The 14,845-nt window shown below is 33.2% G+C and carries 16 protein-coding genes; 5 read left to right on the top strand and 11 right to left on the bottom strand.

The features are described from left to right. Positions 1 to 63 precede the first annotated feature (63 nt). Together ACFQ39_RS11560 and ACFQ39_RS11565 are read right to left on the bottom strand one after the other, a co-directional pair. Positions 64 to 549: an Lrp/AsnC family transcriptional regulator gene (locus ACFQ39_RS11560; RefSeq protein ID WP_377179064.1), complete on the bottom strand. Its 486-nt coding sequence runs from the start codon at positions 547 to 549 to the stop codon at positions 64 to 66. A 69-nt stretch (positions 550 to 618) separates the two neighbouring features. Continuing rightward, entirely contained in the window at positions 619 to 1,713 is a 1,095-nt protein-coding gene (locus tag ACFQ39_RS11565) for a M14 family zinc carboxypeptidase (RefSeq protein WP_377179065.1), read from the bottom strand. Between the two features lie 316 nt (positions 1,714 to 2,029). Here ACFQ39_RS11565 and ACFQ39_RS11570 point away from each other — a divergent pair, with 316 nt between their 5' ends. After that, positions 2,030 to 2,401 (top strand): helix-turn-helix domain-containing protein, encoded by a 372-nt coding sequence (locus ACFQ39_RS11570; RefSeq protein WP_377179066.1) that lies wholly within the window; start codon positions 2,030 to 2,032, stop codon positions 2,399 to 2,401. Position 2,402: 1 nt separating this feature from the next. On the opposite strand, the gene ACFQ39_RS11575 is transcribed toward ACFQ39_RS11570, so the two are convergent. Both ACFQ39_RS11575 and hutH read right to left on the bottom strand, forming a co-directional pair. Then, the gene (locus tag ACFQ39_RS11575) at positions 2,403 to 3,248 is read right to left on the bottom strand and encodes a transketolase (RefSeq protein ID WP_377179067.1); all 846 of its coding nucleotides are present in this window, start codon (positions 3,246 to 3,248) and stop codon (positions 2,403 to 2,405) included. Positions 3,249 to 3,336: 88 nt separating this feature from the next. Beyond that, positions 3,337 to 4,848, bottom strand: coding sequence for a histidine ammonia-lyase (hutH, locus tag ACFQ39_RS11580; RefSeq protein WP_377179069.1), 1,512 nt, complete (start codon positions 4,846 to 4,848; stop codon positions 3,337 to 3,339). A gap of 146 nt (positions 4,849 to 4,994) precedes the next feature. Between hutH and ACFQ39_RS11585 the strand changes: the two genes are divergently transcribed. Both ACFQ39_RS11585 and ACFQ39_RS11590 read left to right on the top strand, forming a co-directional pair. Next, positions 4,995 to 6,380 (top strand): TlpA family protein disulfide reductase, encoded by a 1,386-nt coding sequence (locus tag ACFQ39_RS11585; protein WP_377179071.1) that lies wholly within the window; start codon positions 4,995 to 4,997, stop codon positions 6,378 to 6,380. Positions 6,381 to 6,412: 32 nt separating this feature from the next. Further along, positions 6,413 to 7,453 (top strand): TlpA family protein disulfide reductase, encoded by a 1,041-nt coding sequence (locus ACFQ39_RS11590; protein ID WP_377179073.1) that lies wholly within the window; start codon positions 6,413 to 6,415, stop codon positions 7,451 to 7,453. A 24-nt stretch (positions 7,454 to 7,477) separates the two neighbouring features. Here ACFQ39_RS11590 and ACFQ39_RS11595 read toward each other — a convergent pair whose 3' ends face one another. Then, entirely contained in the window at positions 7,478 to 9,406 is a 1,929-nt protein-coding gene (locus tag ACFQ39_RS11595) for a phospholipase D-like domain-containing protein (RefSeq protein WP_377179075.1), read from the bottom strand. 116 nt (positions 9,407 to 9,522) lie between these two features. Between ACFQ39_RS11595 and ACFQ39_RS11600 the strand changes: the two genes are divergently transcribed. After that, positions 9,523 to 10,386 carry a VOC family protein gene (locus tag ACFQ39_RS11600; protein WP_377179077.1) on the top strand — a complete coding sequence of 288 codons (864 nt, stop codon included), beginning with the start codon at positions 9,523 to 9,525 and terminating at the stop codon, positions 10,384 to 10,386. A gap of 15 nt (positions 10,387 to 10,401) precedes the next feature. Next, entirely contained in the window at positions 10,402 to 10,572 is a 171-nt protein-coding gene (locus tag ACFQ39_RS11605) for a hypothetical protein (protein WP_377179079.1), read from the top strand. Between the two features lie 58 nt (positions 10,573 to 10,630). Here the strand turns inward: ACFQ39_RS11605 and ACFQ39_RS11610 are convergent, their stop codons facing one another. The 6 genes from ACFQ39_RS11610 to hisB are packed head-to-tail and all read right to left on the bottom strand — an operon-like array spanning position 10,631 to position 14,845. Beyond that, positions 10,631 to 11,023, bottom strand: a complete 393-nt coding sequence (locus ACFQ39_RS11610) for an acyl-CoA thioesterase (protein WP_377179081.1) — start codon at positions 11,021 to 11,023, stop codon at positions 10,631 to 10,633. A 3-nt stretch (positions 11,024 to 11,026) separates the two neighbouring features. Continuing rightward, positions 11,027 to 11,629, bottom strand: coding sequence for a bifunctional phosphoribosyl-AMP cyclohydrolase/phosphoribosyl-ATP diphosphatase HisIE (gene hisIE / locus ACFQ39_RS11615; RefSeq protein WP_377180011.1), 603 nt, complete (start codon positions 11,627 to 11,629; stop codon positions 11,027 to 11,029). Then, positions 11,629 to 12,384 carry an imidazole glycerol phosphate synthase subunit HisF gene (hisF, locus tag ACFQ39_RS11620; RefSeq protein WP_377179083.1) on the bottom strand — a complete coding sequence of 252 codons (756 nt, stop codon included), beginning with the start codon at positions 12,382 to 12,384 and terminating at the stop codon, positions 11,629 to 11,631. The genes hisIE and hisF overlap by 1 nt, the downstream gene beginning before the upstream one ends. 1 nt (position 12,385) lies before the next feature. Next, entirely contained in the window at positions 12,386 to 13,111 is a 726-nt protein-coding gene (hisA, locus tag ACFQ39_RS11625; RefSeq protein ID WP_377179085.1) for a 1-(5-phosphoribosyl)-5-[(5-phosphoribosylamino)methylideneamino]imidazole-4-carboxamide isomerase, read from the bottom strand. A gap of 4 nt (positions 13,112 to 13,115) precedes the next feature. Continuing rightward, the gene (gene hisH / locus ACFQ39_RS11630) at positions 13,116 to 13,709 is read right to left on the bottom strand and encodes an imidazole glycerol phosphate synthase subunit HisH (RefSeq protein WP_377180013.1); all 594 of its coding nucleotides are present in this window, start codon (positions 13,707 to 13,709) and stop codon (positions 13,116 to 13,118) included. Between the two features lie 2 nt (positions 13,710 to 13,711). Then, positions 13,712 to 14,845, bottom strand: a complete 1,134-nt coding sequence (gene hisB, locus ACFQ39_RS11635; protein WP_377179087.1) for a bifunctional histidinol-phosphatase/imidazoleglycerol-phosphate dehydratase HisB — start codon at positions 14,843 to 14,845, stop codon at positions 13,712 to 13,714.

A 14,845-nucleotide genomic window follows, 5' to 3' on the forward strand; every position in this document is an offset into this window, starting at 1 on the left:
GTCAAAATACTGCAAAAAAAATCCCTAAACGAGTAGGGATTTTCAAAGTTATGTTGATTTTGATTAAAATATTATCTCTTTAAATATTTTATGCATCAACCTTTTCTTATCATTTATCACTTCTTCTAAGGATATTGATGTTTCTGTTCTTTTAATTCCAGGAATCTTGTCAAGACTGAATATGATATCTTTTGCATGACGTGTATCTTTCGCTCTTAATTTGCAAAAAATTGAAAATTTACCTGTCGTTAAATGAGCAACAGTAATTTCAGGAATCTTTTCAATTTCTTTTACAACATCAAAAGTTGTTGATGAATTTTCTAAAAAAATCCCTACGTATGCAATAAAGGTATAACCCATCTTATTGTAATCTACGGTAAGAGTAGAGCCTTTAATCACACCTTCTTCCTCCATCTTCTTCACCCGAACATGTATAGTTCCGGCGGAAACCAATAAATTTTTTGCAATATCCGTAAAAGGAGTTCTAGCATTTTCTATTAAAGCTTCGAGAATTTGATGATCGAGCTCATCAAGCTTAAATTTCGACATAGTTTGTTTTTAAATCAATTGCAAATATCATAAAAATAATTAAATAAAAAACTTAAAATCGCAATTTTTTCATTGAATAGATAGATTATCTACAATATACTGCAAAAGATTTTCTTCGGAATTAAATATTAAGTTGCTGGTTCTGTCAGTATCTAAAATTATATTCGAAGAATATGCTTTTAGATTTCCTCTATTAGCAATTTTCGGCTCAAAAGTTATGCTATCACCATTTAAAACTTCCACTAATTGAATTGCGATATCCGTCTTTTCGTCATTTAATTTACAACTCCTTAATATAATATCATATAGGTTTTGCTTATTTTCAGGAATTAAAAAATAATCCTTATAATCACAATATTCCAATCCATTCACTATACTATTCAAACCTTGAAGCATACTGTAAAAAGTGTATTTTCTTGACACTTCACGGCTGTAATCATTTTGATAATGACCTGACTCTATTAAAACCGTTGGGTATCCTGCCTTTTGAAAATTGTCTCCTGTCGCTGTTGGATAGAATTCATCAGTATATCTTCCTAACTGATCTGGAATAAAATCGTCAAGCAACGATTTAATCCCCGAAATAACAGACATGGTTACTTTTCTGCCCTCCGTTATTTCTCTATTCACTTCGGTGGAAGGTGCTAAAAAAGATAAAGTTGCAGGCTTATTCTCTCGCCCAACACTAAAAATTGTTCTTTGATCATGAAGATTAAAGCAAAAATTTGGATTAAATATTTTCAATTCATGATATAAAATTTGACTCTCAGGGGCGGTTTGTTCTACTGCATCTCTATTTAAATCAATATTTTGAGCACTTACTCTGGTGTATTGCTCGGCTCCATCCGGATTTAAAATAGGGATAAAACTAATTTGACAGTGTTCTAAAATCGAATTCCGCAAATGAACAAGTGTTCCCGGATTCTCCATAAACTTTAGCAAATCAAACATGGCTTTAGTTCCGGTACTTTCGTTACCATGCATTTGAGACCAAATCAGTATTTTTTGCGAACCTTTTCCAAATTCAATTTTTTTAATAGATTTCCCTAAAAACGATTTACCTATTTCTGAAATACAAAACGTATCACCTAAATCCTTTATAATTGGATCTATATTTTGTAGGGTTACGTATCTTCCTTTAAGTCCTTTTTGAAAATTTTGCATGTACCAATTTTCAATAAGTAAACGATCAATTTTAGCCATGTTACAAATGTAAACTTTTTTAATTTCACAAATGTAAATTGACGTTTAGTTGGAATAGTTTACAAAAGTAAACTGTTCTGTGTTATTCTGACACGAATCCTTTAAATTTATATTCAATTAAACATTAAATATATTTATACAATTCATAACTAGTTATTTGTATATTTTTTATTAATGTATTAGTAGAGATTTATATTAAAAAATATCATCACTCTAATTGTTTTTTTTGTAAGTTTTATAAATTCGATTACATTTGTAAATAACAATATAGTTTACAATGATAAACAGTGATGATTTTGCTAGAAGACTTAAAAGTGTTATGGATTTTTACCAACTTTCAGCGTCGCAATTTGCCGATAAAATTGATGTTCAGAGGTCGAGTATTTCTCATCTCTTATCGGGAAGAAACAAACCTAGTTTAGACTTTGTCTTGAAAATAATTAAAACCTTTGATGAGGTTGAATTGTATTGGCTACTCAATGGAAAAGGTACTTTTCCTAAAGTAGAAACAATCGAAGATAAGCTACCCCCTATCATAAGTCAAAATACAGTGCAAAAAAAACTCCCAGAATTTTCCGGGAGTAATGAATCAATTGAAAGAATTGTTATTTTTTTTAAAGATGGTACTTTTAAGGAATATCGACCTTAATTTAATAATCACCTAGTGTTTCAGGATTTTGAGCCAATGCAATCTCCAGTTGCTCATCGTTAGGAGCTTTACCATGCCAAGCATGCGTATGCATCATAAAATCTACACCATGTCCCATGATGGTATGCAACAAAATACAGACGGGTTTACCTTTACCGGTTTTAGATTTCGCCTCTTTCAAAGCTTTTTGAATAGATTCAATATCATTTCCTTTATCTACCTCCAAAACATCCCAACCAAATGCTTCAAATTTAGCTTTTAAATCTCCTAACGGCATTACATCATTTGTAGAGCCATCTATTTGCTGTCCGTTATAATCTATCGTTGCAATTAAGTTATCCACTTTTTTTCCTGCAGCATACATCACAGCTTCCCAAATCTGTCCTTCCTGTAGTTCTCCATCACCATGAAGCGTATAGACCAAATGGCTGTCATTGTTTAATTTTTTCGCTTGTGCTGCTCCTAAAGCAACAGACAAACCTTGACCTAAAGAACCTGATGCAATCCGCACACCTGGTAAGCCTTCGTGCGTAGTTGGGTGACCTTGTAATCTTGTATCTAGCTTTCTAAATGTATCTAATTCTTTTACAGGAAAAAATCCACATCTGGCCAAAACACTGTAGTACACTGGTGATATATGACCATTAGATAAGAAAAACAGATCTTCACCTCCACCGTTCATATCAAAATTAGTATTATATTCCATTACATCTTTGTAAAGAACTGTTAGAAATTCTGTACACCCCAAAGATCCTCCTGGATGACCTGAATTTACTGCATGAACCATCCTCACAATATCTCTTCTTACTTGGGTAGTGAAATTTTCTAAATCTTGAATCGTGGACATAATTATTTATTTTGGACTGCAAAAATATCAAACTCTGTTTAAAACCAGCAGAAAATATTGAAAATAGTCAATAAACTTTGAAAAAGTTTTAGCCAAACAAGTCTTCGCTATCGATAATGATAGATTCAATAAACTGATCGCTTAAAACCATATCATCGTGTAAAACTTTATCATTGGCTATAAAAGGAACCTCATTGCGGTAGGCCTCAAGGAAATTTTCTAAAAAAACTGAAGTTTTTAAGGGTCTACGAAAATACAATGCCTGAGAAGCATTCATCAATTCAATCGCTAAAATGGTCTGAACATTATCTATGATTTTTTTTGCTTTGGTTGCTGCATTGGCGCCCATACTCACATGATCTTCTTGTCCGTTACTAGAAACAATCGAATCTGTTGATGCAGGTGTGGCATATTGTTTATTTTGGCTAATGATGCTGGCAGCGGTATACTGAGGTATCATAAAACCACTGTTAAGGCCTGGATTATCTACTAGAAACGGGGGTAATTCTCGCGCACCTGATATGAGTTGAAATATTCTTCTCTCTGAAATACTACCAATTTCTGCGAATGTCATGCCTAAAAAGTCCAAAGCAAAGGCCAAAGGTTGCCCATGAAAATTACCTCCTGATATAATTCGATCTTGATCAACAAATATATTCGGATTGTCTGTAACCGAATTAATCTCTACCAACATTGTCTTTTCTACATAACGCAATGCATCTTTGACTGCGCCGTGAACCTGCGGTATACATCTAAAAGAATATGGATCCTGTACGTGCTTTTTTGATTGCTTCATCAATTCACTGCCTTTTAAAAAAGTTCTTACGCGTTCTGCAGTTTTCAGCTGTCCTCGATGTGGACGAATAAGGTGAATCATTGATTCAAAAGGAGATAAGCTCCCGTTAAAAGCCTCAAGAGAAAGCGATCCGATCAAATCTGCCAAATAAGATAATTTGAACGATTTAAGTAAGAGGTGAATGCCATAAGCACTCATAAATTGTGTTCCGTTCAACAGTGCCAATCCTTCTTTAGAGGATAAAGCAATCGGCTCCCAATCAAACAATTCTAGTATATCTTTTGCTTTTCTTTTCTCTCCATTGTAAAACACCTCACCTTTCCCAATCAGCGGTAAACTCAAATGGGCCAAGGGAGCTAGATCTCCTGAGGCGCCCAAAGACCCTTGTGTATAAACTACCGGATAAATATTATAATTAAAAAAATCTACTAACCTGTCAACCGTTTTTAATTGTACACCCGAAAATCCGTAACTTAAGGATTGGATTTTAAACAATAGCATTAATTTAACTATTTCAAGAGGCACAACTTCACCGGTTCCACAAGCATGAGACATCACTAAATTCTCTTGTAATTTTTGAAGCTGATCTCTATTAATTTTTACATTGTACAGCGAGCCAAACCCAGTATTGATACCGTAAATAGGATCATCACTTTTTTTCAGTTTCGCGTCTAAATACGTTCTACATACGACAATTTTTTCAATAGATTCTTCAGATAATTTAAGCTTCACATCATTATGGAGAATATCATAAATTTTTGGAAGATCTAACTGTTCTCTATTGATAAAGTGGTAGATAGTCATAACGATAAATTTTGCGCAAATTAGTCATTTTTTGATCTTTAGAATCCTAACTTTTCATCGAAACTTTAAAATTTATGTTAAATCGATTTTCTTAAGGATCAAATATGCATTTAATATTATCTTTGGCAGTTAAAAAAAGATATACTGTGAGATATTTATTATTTATTTTTTCGATTACACTTTTTATTTCTTGTAACAAACAGGAAGAAGATATTAAGAATTATGCCCTTCTCAATGGGAAGGTGATAAATCATTCTGAAAACATCATCAAGCTTCGGGATATTGACAATAAAATAATTAAAGAAATAGAGATTTCTACAGACGGAAGTTTCAATGATACACTCGAAAACATTGTTACCGGCTATTACCGGATCTCGTTAGATAAAGAAAGTTCGACGATTTTTTTAAGTCCCGGTACAGACATATCGGTCAATTTAGATTATCAACAATTCGATGAAACCTTAATTTTTGAAGGAAATGGCAGTGCAGAGAACAATTATTTGTCTGCTACTTATTTAAAAAACGAAAATATGGGAGACACACTAACCTATGCATACCTGGGCAGCCTGGATGAAGCTAGTTTTATCAAGACAGCACTTGATCTTAAAACTAAACAGTTAGCATTTATGACTAGTCAGTTGGGTATTAGTGAAGAGTTTAAAGAATTGGAAGAAGCAAATTTATTATACACTTGGGCTAATCGAATGCAGAATTATGAAGCACAGAGAAGGTATGTATCAGGTGATGAGGAGTTTAAAGTGTCGGATGAATTTAACACTTTTAATGAAGGGTTAAGATTGGATGATCAAAGTTTAGCTAATTTGTCGAGTTATAGAAATTATCTACAGAATTATTACGGAGCTCAAATTGCTTCTGATGAGAACCTTTCGAAAGATTATTCTTTGAACTATATAAAGTTAATCGCAAAGGAGGTAGAAAATGAGGCGCTTAGAAATAGTTTGCTTTATGCTAATGCACAATATGGTATCACTTTTACTTCAGAAGTGCAACCTTATTATGATATTTTTATGGCTTCATCTAGTAATGAGGAACACAAAAAAGAAATTACAGAAAAATATGAAAAACTCATCAAAGTAGCTGCCGGTAAACCATCTCCAAAATTCATAAACTATGAGAACATCGATGGAACAACGACATCTTTGGATGATTTGAAAGGAAAGTTTGTTTATGTAGACGTCTGGGCAACTTGGTGCGGGCCCTGCAAAAGAGAAATTCCGCACCTAAAAGAGATCACTGAAGCATATAAAAATAAAGAAATAGCTTTTGTGAGTATGAGTATTGATAATCCCAAAGATCATGACAAGTGGGAGCAAATGGTGGCTGAAGAAAATTTAAAAGGCATACAAATTTTTGCTCCAAACGCGTGGGAGTCTGATTTTGTTCAAGATTATAGTATCCTTGGTATCCCAAGGTTTATTTTAATTGATAAGGAAGGAAATATTGTAAATGCTAATGCCCCACGTCCGTCACAAGAAGAATTGACAGAATTATTGAATTCACTCAACATCTAATTTAGTTAAAAGAATAAAACCAAAAAATAAACATGAAAAAAAAGAATTTATTAAAAAGTATCTTTCTAATTGCCACATTGGGTCTATTAGTCATCGGATGTAAGGAAGCAGCACCAAAAGATTATGTTACAATAAAAGGTAAGATTAAGAATAAGAAAAGTGAAAAATTAACGATTCAAGGCAATAATAATTTTTCAAAAGAAATACTTGTCAATGATGATGGTTCTTATAGCGATACTTTAAAAGTTACCGACGGATTTCACGGTATCACAGATGGAACCCAACAGTCTGTTTTACATTTGAGAAATGGTTATGATTTCACCCTGAATTTTGATGCAAATGACCTTAAAAACACGGTCGAATTAGAAGGGAGAGGTGCGGGTACTAACCAATATATGTTTGATAAAATGGCGTACATTGATGAACTGGATTTAATGAATAATATCGATGAAATATTCACCCTTGAAAAGCCTGAATTTGATGCTAAAATGCAAGAGATCCTTAAAAGAAACGAACAATTGCTTGAAGAGGCGGAAGATTTAGATCCGGAAGTAAAAAAACAAGAACAAGACGCGAATCTCAAAATGATCACCTTTTTTAATAATAATTATGAAGTTGAGCACAGCCGGTTAATGGCTTTCAAGCCTGGTACTATTTCTCCTAAGTTTAGTTTTCCTGATGTCAATGGCAAGGTAGTATCCTTAGATGACCTCAAAGGGAAATATGTTTATGTAGATGTTTGGGCAACTTGGTGTGCGCCATGTAAAAGAGAAATTCCTTTTTTGAAAGAATTGAATGCGCAGTACAAGGGAAAGGATCTCGAAATTGTTAGTTTATCTATTGATAAAATTGATGATAAAGAAAAATGGTTGGCCATGGTAAAGGAAGAAAATTTACAAGGCATTCAATTACTTGCGAATCAAGAGTGGAATTCAGACTTTGTAAAAGATTACAATATTCAAGGAATACCGAGATTTATTCTGATTGATAAAGAAGGTAAAATTGTGGATGCTGATGCACCAAGACCATCTGATCCAAGACTCATAGAACTTTTCAACAAATTGGAAATATAAGAAGAGAGGCGAAAGCCTCTTTTTTTATTTATACTTAACTGGAACAGGGGTAGAATTTACCAAATCTAAGACATAATTGTATTCATATTGTTTTGCCAACTCTTTGTCCTGACAAATAAGCACTGATTCATGACTTTTATCTGCTGACCATTTATCGAGGTTAAAACTGCCAACTGAAACAACAAAACGATCTAGCATAAATGATTTTGAGTGCATATATTGAAAATAAAACCAGACATCAATATTCTTTTTTTGTTGTGCTGCACGTAAAAATGGATAATTTCTGTGCGCTGCCTTTCTATCTAGTTTTTCCGCTACCACAGGGTATGCTTTTCCAAATAACCACTTATCATTTTTGACAAACGATTGTCTTTTCATGTGGCTGCTCAATTCACCATAACCACCATCAATTCCATTTGAAATTAAATTAATTTCTTTCCCATTTTCGCCCAATTCAAACAGTTTATTCCAAAGTTGTTGTTCCCAACCTTCAAAAAAAGAATACGCATTTTTATCCTTTAAATTAAAATTTACCTTGCCAGTATTTAAGTCGATTTTATATTTGACTTGATTTAAATATTGCAAATAAACTTTTGCAATCAAATTTTTATCATTTTGCGGACCTTGAATAATATACCTGCACACTCCCATCATCCGAGAATCTGGATTTTCCAATTTTTCTTGATAGATCGCTGTACCTCTTTTTTTATCTAAAACTTCGGCATCAAGTCTACTACTCAAAGATTTTTGAAAATCTTTTATATATCGGATCTGATCTTCAGTACATTTTTTTTGATAATTATATTTTTCTAGAATTTCTATTACACTTTTAGAAATATCGGTCACGGCAGGGCCCCTCACCAACAAATCAGAATCCCGACTTTGATGATTAAATCCTGTTGAAATATTATCACTGTTTAATATATTCTGACCTCCAACAATAGCGGTTTCCTCATCAAAAACCCATATTTTATTGTGAAACAAAGCCCTTTTATGATTGTCATATTTTAGAAGGTCATCGGCGTAAATAACTGTAATGTTGTTCTTAGGAAACTCCTTTAATCCCTTTTTCATCATTAATTTTGTCCAAACTTTCTCTACCACTAAAACGATATGCACTCCTTCCTTTGACTTTTTAATTAATTCATTGGCCATTACCATAGCACTTGAATCTTTATAAAAAGACATCACCGCAATTAAAATGCTTTTCTTGGCATTTCTTACTAATTCTAACTTTTTATCAAAGGAATAGCCGTTTTCCAGTAATTCTAATTCATTTCCAAAAGTCAAATTTGTTCCTGAAAGTTGGTCTACTAACTGATGAAAATTTTGAGAAAAAAATTCAGAACTAATTGTATCATAATCTATTAATGTTCTTTTTTTATCGTAAAACTTTAAACTTTCTCTAAGTTGTTTTACAGGAGGATGATTAAGACTTTTCCAATCAAAAAACTGATAATAGTCTTTACTGAACTTATATGATTTTAAAGAATAAAGCTGTCTTTGGAATGCGTTTTTTTTGGCTTCCAAAAAATCTTCACCTTTAAAATTTTCTATATAGGCTACTTCATTTAGTGTATAAAGGTTTTGAATAGATTCAGGCGCTAAAAAAAGTTCTGATACAATTGTAGAATCTTCATTATTAATCAAGAAAGTCAAATCATTTGGCAGGAGATCTACTTTTTCGTAATTTATATTGAAGAATTCTAAACTTGACAAGGGTGATTTGTTCAAATAAGGTATGTATTCTGAATTAAAATAAAGATCGATATTCTCAATGTTTGTTTTAAAAGAACTAACAGCTTCAGATCCAAATAATGAAGGCTTTTCAGTTTTACTTTTACTTGGCGTCACATCAGATTTAAAGGCATACAAGTCTTTCTGAGCATAAACCTTGATGGTGAATGCCAGTACTAAAATAATTTGAATATAGCTTTTAAAACAAACCAACATATAACGGATCGTATTTCGAAACTTTAATAATAAATTTAAAAAAAAATATTTTGTTGAAGTTTAATTTGAATAAAAATGATAAATTTAAACCAATATCAACCAAAATCAAATCATTTATGAAATTATTAAACCAAACCATTAAATTTTACTTGACACTTGTATTAGTAGGTGTTCTTGTAATGTCTTGTGCCCGGATTGATTATCCTAGCATATCTTCAAACCCAACAAACAATTATCAATACGGCCAGGTGATATGGCATGATCTCATTACACCAAATCCTGAAAAGGCCATGGAGTTTTATGCTTCGATGTTTGGCTGGACTTATGAAACGCTTGGTAAAGAGGGCAGTCAACAATACCATGTCATTTATAACAACGGGAAAGCCATCGGTGGAATTATTGAGTTAAATGCAACAGAGCATCCGGCAGGAGAATGGCTGAGTTCTATTTCTGTACCTGATGTTGAAAAAGCAGTTGCCTACAATACTCAAAAAGGAGGTAAAACCATGTTTAAAATTGCTCATTTTCAAGGGAGAGGTAAATCTGCTTTGGTAAGGGATCCACAAGGGGCATACATTTCTTTTGTGCACTCCGACAGTGGAGATCCTACATTTGTTTCTGAAAATAATAACTGGCTTTGGAATGAATTATGGACAAGTGATTTGGATGCATCACTCATTTACTATCAAGGTTTAGTGCCCTATAAAGCCAATAAAGTGGAGGGTCAAACTGTTCCTTATTTTTTGTTTGAAAATAATGGCAATAAACTATCAGGCGTAATGAAAAATCCTGTAGAAAACATGCGTTCTGCATGGGTTCCTTATATTAAGGTAACGGATGTAAATGCAATTTCTGAGAAGGCTGAAACTTTAGGGGCAGTAATCATGCTTGAACCGGATCAGAGCATCAGAAATAATACTGTCGCCATTATCCAAGATCCCAATGGAGCTCCCTTTGCAGTTCAAATTTGGAATAACTAATTAAATCTTTTCGTTATGAAACTTAAAAAAATAATATCTATCATACTTTTACTTTTTGTCTTTTTTATTCTTGAATCTTGCAGCAGCATGCATACAAATGTTGGTCTCGACATGACCTTTGGACCCAATGGTCCGCGCGTTACCCCAAGTGTAGGCGTAAATATGTATGGCGGAGGTAGGTGGTAGATTTAAAAAATCACTATTTTGAAGTGCCCCCAAAAAGTTAAACTATTTGGGGGCATTTTTATGGTTTTAGTAATCGGATCATATCTTCTGTTATTCGTTTAGGTCTATGACTTTGGGCATCTATTAAACACCATGTTGACTTCACTTTAACCAAAATTGTCTCACCTATTTTTATTTCCACATATCTATCAGACAGTACACCTTTCGAAGTGCCAACCCAAGTTGATATAGTTAATACGTCATTTAAAAGTGCCGACTTAAAATACTCGATCACATGTTTTCTTACCACCCAATAATAATCCTGCACATGATCTTTGGCTAGCTCTTCCCAATGTAATTTTGCAATTTCATTCACCCATTCTAAATAAACGACATTATTAACATGATGTAAGCGATCAATATCTTTAGCTTCTACTTTTTTGGTAATGGTATATTTAGACGAATAAATCATAACTCAGGCTTTGTGTCTTTGTTTCAAAATAGAAAGAACATCTTTTAATGAATAACCTTTGGCCTGTAATAAAATTAAATAGTGAAAGAGTAAATCTGCAGATTCGTTTAAAAACAATTCATCATTATCGTCTTTTGCCTCAATCACAACTTCTACGGCTTCCTCTCCTACTTTCTGAGCGATCTTATTGATTCCTTTATCAAAAAGTGATTTTACATAAGAAGATTTATTTTCAACATCTTCTCTTCTGTTTTCAATAACTTTTTCAAGTTTTGAAATAAAATCAAATTCTGAGCTGTTTTGTTCGCCCCAACAATTATCTGTTCCTTTATGGCAAGTAGGCCCGATAGGATTTACCTGAACAAGTAAAGTATCTTGGTCACAATCGTTTTTCATACTGACAAAATGGAGAAAATTTCCACTTTCCTCGCCCTTTGTCCATAATCTATTTTTACTTCGACTAAAAAAAGTAACTTTCTTTAATTCATATGTTTTTTTAATGGCATCTTCATTCATATAACCTAGCATCAAGACTGTTTTTGTTTCAGCATCTTGAATTATGGCCGGAATCAAACCATTATCGAACTTTGAAAAATCTATTTGTATCATAATCTCATGGCAATTCCTTGCCCATTTAAATATTGTTTTAAGAAGTTTATTTCCATTTCTTTATAGTGAAATACACTTGCTGCTAAAGCTGCGTCTGCTAAACCCAACTTAAAGGCATCCGCAAAGTCTTCCTTTTTTCCTGCACCTCCTGAGGCAATAACTGGTATATTAATTAATTCTGTCATTCTTTTTAAAGCTTGATTGGCAAAACCACTTTTGGTACCGTCATGATCCATGGATGTAAACAGTATCTCTCCTGCACCCCTTTGTTCAACTTCCTTAACCCAATCGAATAGGTCAATATCTGTAGGTACTTTCCCTCCCACCAAATGAACTTTCCAATGTCCGTTAATTTGTTTCGCATCTACAGCCACAACAATACACTGTGCGCCGAATTTATTCGATAGTTCATTGATCAGGTTTGGATTTTTAACTGCAGATGAGTTTATGGAAATTTTATCTGCACCTGCATGTAAAAGATCATAAACATTTGAAATAGAGGAAATACCACCCCCAACTGTAAAAGGAATGTTGATCTGTTGTGCCACTTTAGTCACTAAATCTATCAATGTTTTTCTTCTTTCTTCTGTGGCAGAAATATCCAAGAATACCAATTCATCTGCCCCAGTTTGACTGTAATATTTGGCTAATTCTACAGGATCTCCAGCATCCTGAAGATCTAAAAAATTGATCCCTTTCACTGTTCTTCCATTTTTAATATCCAAACAAGGAATGATTCTTTTTGTAATCATTTTAATCGTTTAATATAAATTTAGTCAAATCAGCTAGTGAAATTCTATTTTCATAGATGGCCTTTCCAATGATAGCTCCTTCACATCCTAATTTTTTTAAATCTTCTAAATCATTTATCGTCGTAATTCCACCACTTGCAATGAGATTAATTTCTGGTAATTTAATCAACATCTCTTTATACAAGTCTAATGATGGACCTTGAAGCATACCATCTTTTGCAATATCTGTACTAATAACATATTTAATTCCTTTTTTTTGATAAGCTTCTACGAAAGGAATCACATCCATTTCAGATGCCTCGAGCCAACCATTTGTAGAAATTTTTCCATGATCAGTATCAGCACCTAAAATAATTTTCTCATTACCATATTTCTTCAGCCACTTTTGAAATAAATCTGGATTTTTTACTGCGATACTACCACCCGTTACTTGTTTTGCTCCTGATTCATATGCAATACGAATATCTTCATCTGATTTAATGCCTCCACCAAAATCGATGTATAAAGCAGTTCTAGTTGCTATTTTTTCAAGAATTTTGTGGTTATGAATTTTGCTGGACTTCGCTCCGTCCAAATCTACCAAATGTAAATATTGTATTCCGTTCGCCTCAAATTCTTTCGCCACTTCAAGAGGGTCTTCATTATAAATAATTTGTGTATTGTAGTCCCCTTTGGTTAACCTTACGCATTTGCCATTAATAATATCTATTGCCGGAATTATTCTCATCAACTTATAATTTTAAAAAATTATCTAACAATTTTTCACCAGCTAAACTACTTTTTTCAGGATGAAACTGAACCCCATAAAAATTATCTTTTTGAATTGCGGTACAATAGTCAAACCCATAAAATGAAGTCGCAATAGCATAATTGTTTTTGGGAATATAAAAACTGTGCACCAAATACATATATTCATTTTCCGCAATCTCTTCGAAAAGCGGTGATTTTAATTGTTTGATTTGGTTCCAACCAATTTGCGGAACCTTTACTGAACTTGGAAATTTCAATACAGGAACATCAAAAACACCTATTCCTTCAGTAAAACCTTCTTCATTTGCTCCACAAAGCAGCTGCATACCGAGGCAAATTCCCAAAACAGGTTGTGTCAATTTAGAAATGATCTGGTCTAATTTTTTTTCTTTTAGAATTTCCATGGTACTGCTCGCCTCACCTACGCCCGGAAAAATCACCTTATCTGCCTGTTGAATTACATCCGCATCTTCAGATAATTGCGCCTCATAACCCAGTCTGTTTAAAGCAAATTTTACGGATTGCACATTTCCCGCTCCGTAATCAATTAAAACAATGTTTTGTTTTGTATTCATCATTACAACAATCCTTTGGTACTTGGTAGAATTAGTTTATCAGGGTCTCTTTTTATAGCTACTTTGATCGCTTTTGCAAATGATTTAAAAATTGCTTCAATTTTATGGTGTTCATTATTTCCTTCTGCCTTAATATTTAGGTTTGCCCTCGCACCATCTGTAAATGATTTAAAAAAATGAAAGAACATCTCTGTAGGCATTTCTCCAATTTTTTCTCTTTTAAATTCTGCATCCCATACCAACCAATTCCTTCCTCCAAAATCAATAGCAACTTGAGCCAGACAGTCGTCCATGGGCAAGGTAAAACCATATCGTTCAATACCTAATTTATTTCCTAATGACGAATGAAAAACCTCTCCCAAAGCAATAGCCGTGTCTTCAATCGTATGGTGCTCATCTACCTCTAAGTCTCCCTTTACCGAGATATTGAGGTCCATTCCTCCATGACGCGCCAACTGATCTAACATGTGATCAAAAAATGGCAGACCTGTATCTATTTTAGATTTACCCGTTCCATCGAGATTTAGTTCAATTTTTATATCAGTTTCATTGGTTTTTCTCTCTATGGTTGCTTTTCTTTTATTTAATTTTAAAAAAGCATAAATCTCTTCCCATGAAGTTGTTTCAAGACAAATCCAGCGATCTAATTCATTTCTTTTTACACTCAATTCATCCTTTCCCAAATCACTTTGATTATTGATGTAAATAGCTTTTGCATTTAGGTTTTTAGCTAATTCTACATCCGTAATTCTATCACCAATAACAAATGAATTTTCGAGATCATATTTATCGGAAAAATATTTGGTCAGTAAACCGGTTCGCGGTTTTCTATTTGGAGAATTTTCTTCAGGATAACTTGGATCTATGAATTGTTCTTCAAAAAAAACACCTTCATTTTCAAAAGTTTTGATGATGAGGTTATGAACGGGCCAAAAAGTGCTTTCAGGAAATGAATCTGTACCTAAACCATCTTGATTGGTAATCATGACCAATTCAAAATCAAATTCCTTTACTATTTTAGATAAATTTGAAAACACCTTTGGATAAAAAACAAGTTTTTCGAAACCATCAACTTGTAAGTCTTCAGGTTCTTTTATCAAGGTTCCATCTCTATCAATAAATAATACTTTTTTCAT

Source organism: Namhaeicola litoreus (genome assembly GCF_042679565.1).
Taxonomy (GTDB): Bacteria; Bacteroidota; Bacteroidia; order Flavobacteriales; family Flavobacteriaceae; genus Namhaeicola; species Namhaeicola litoreus.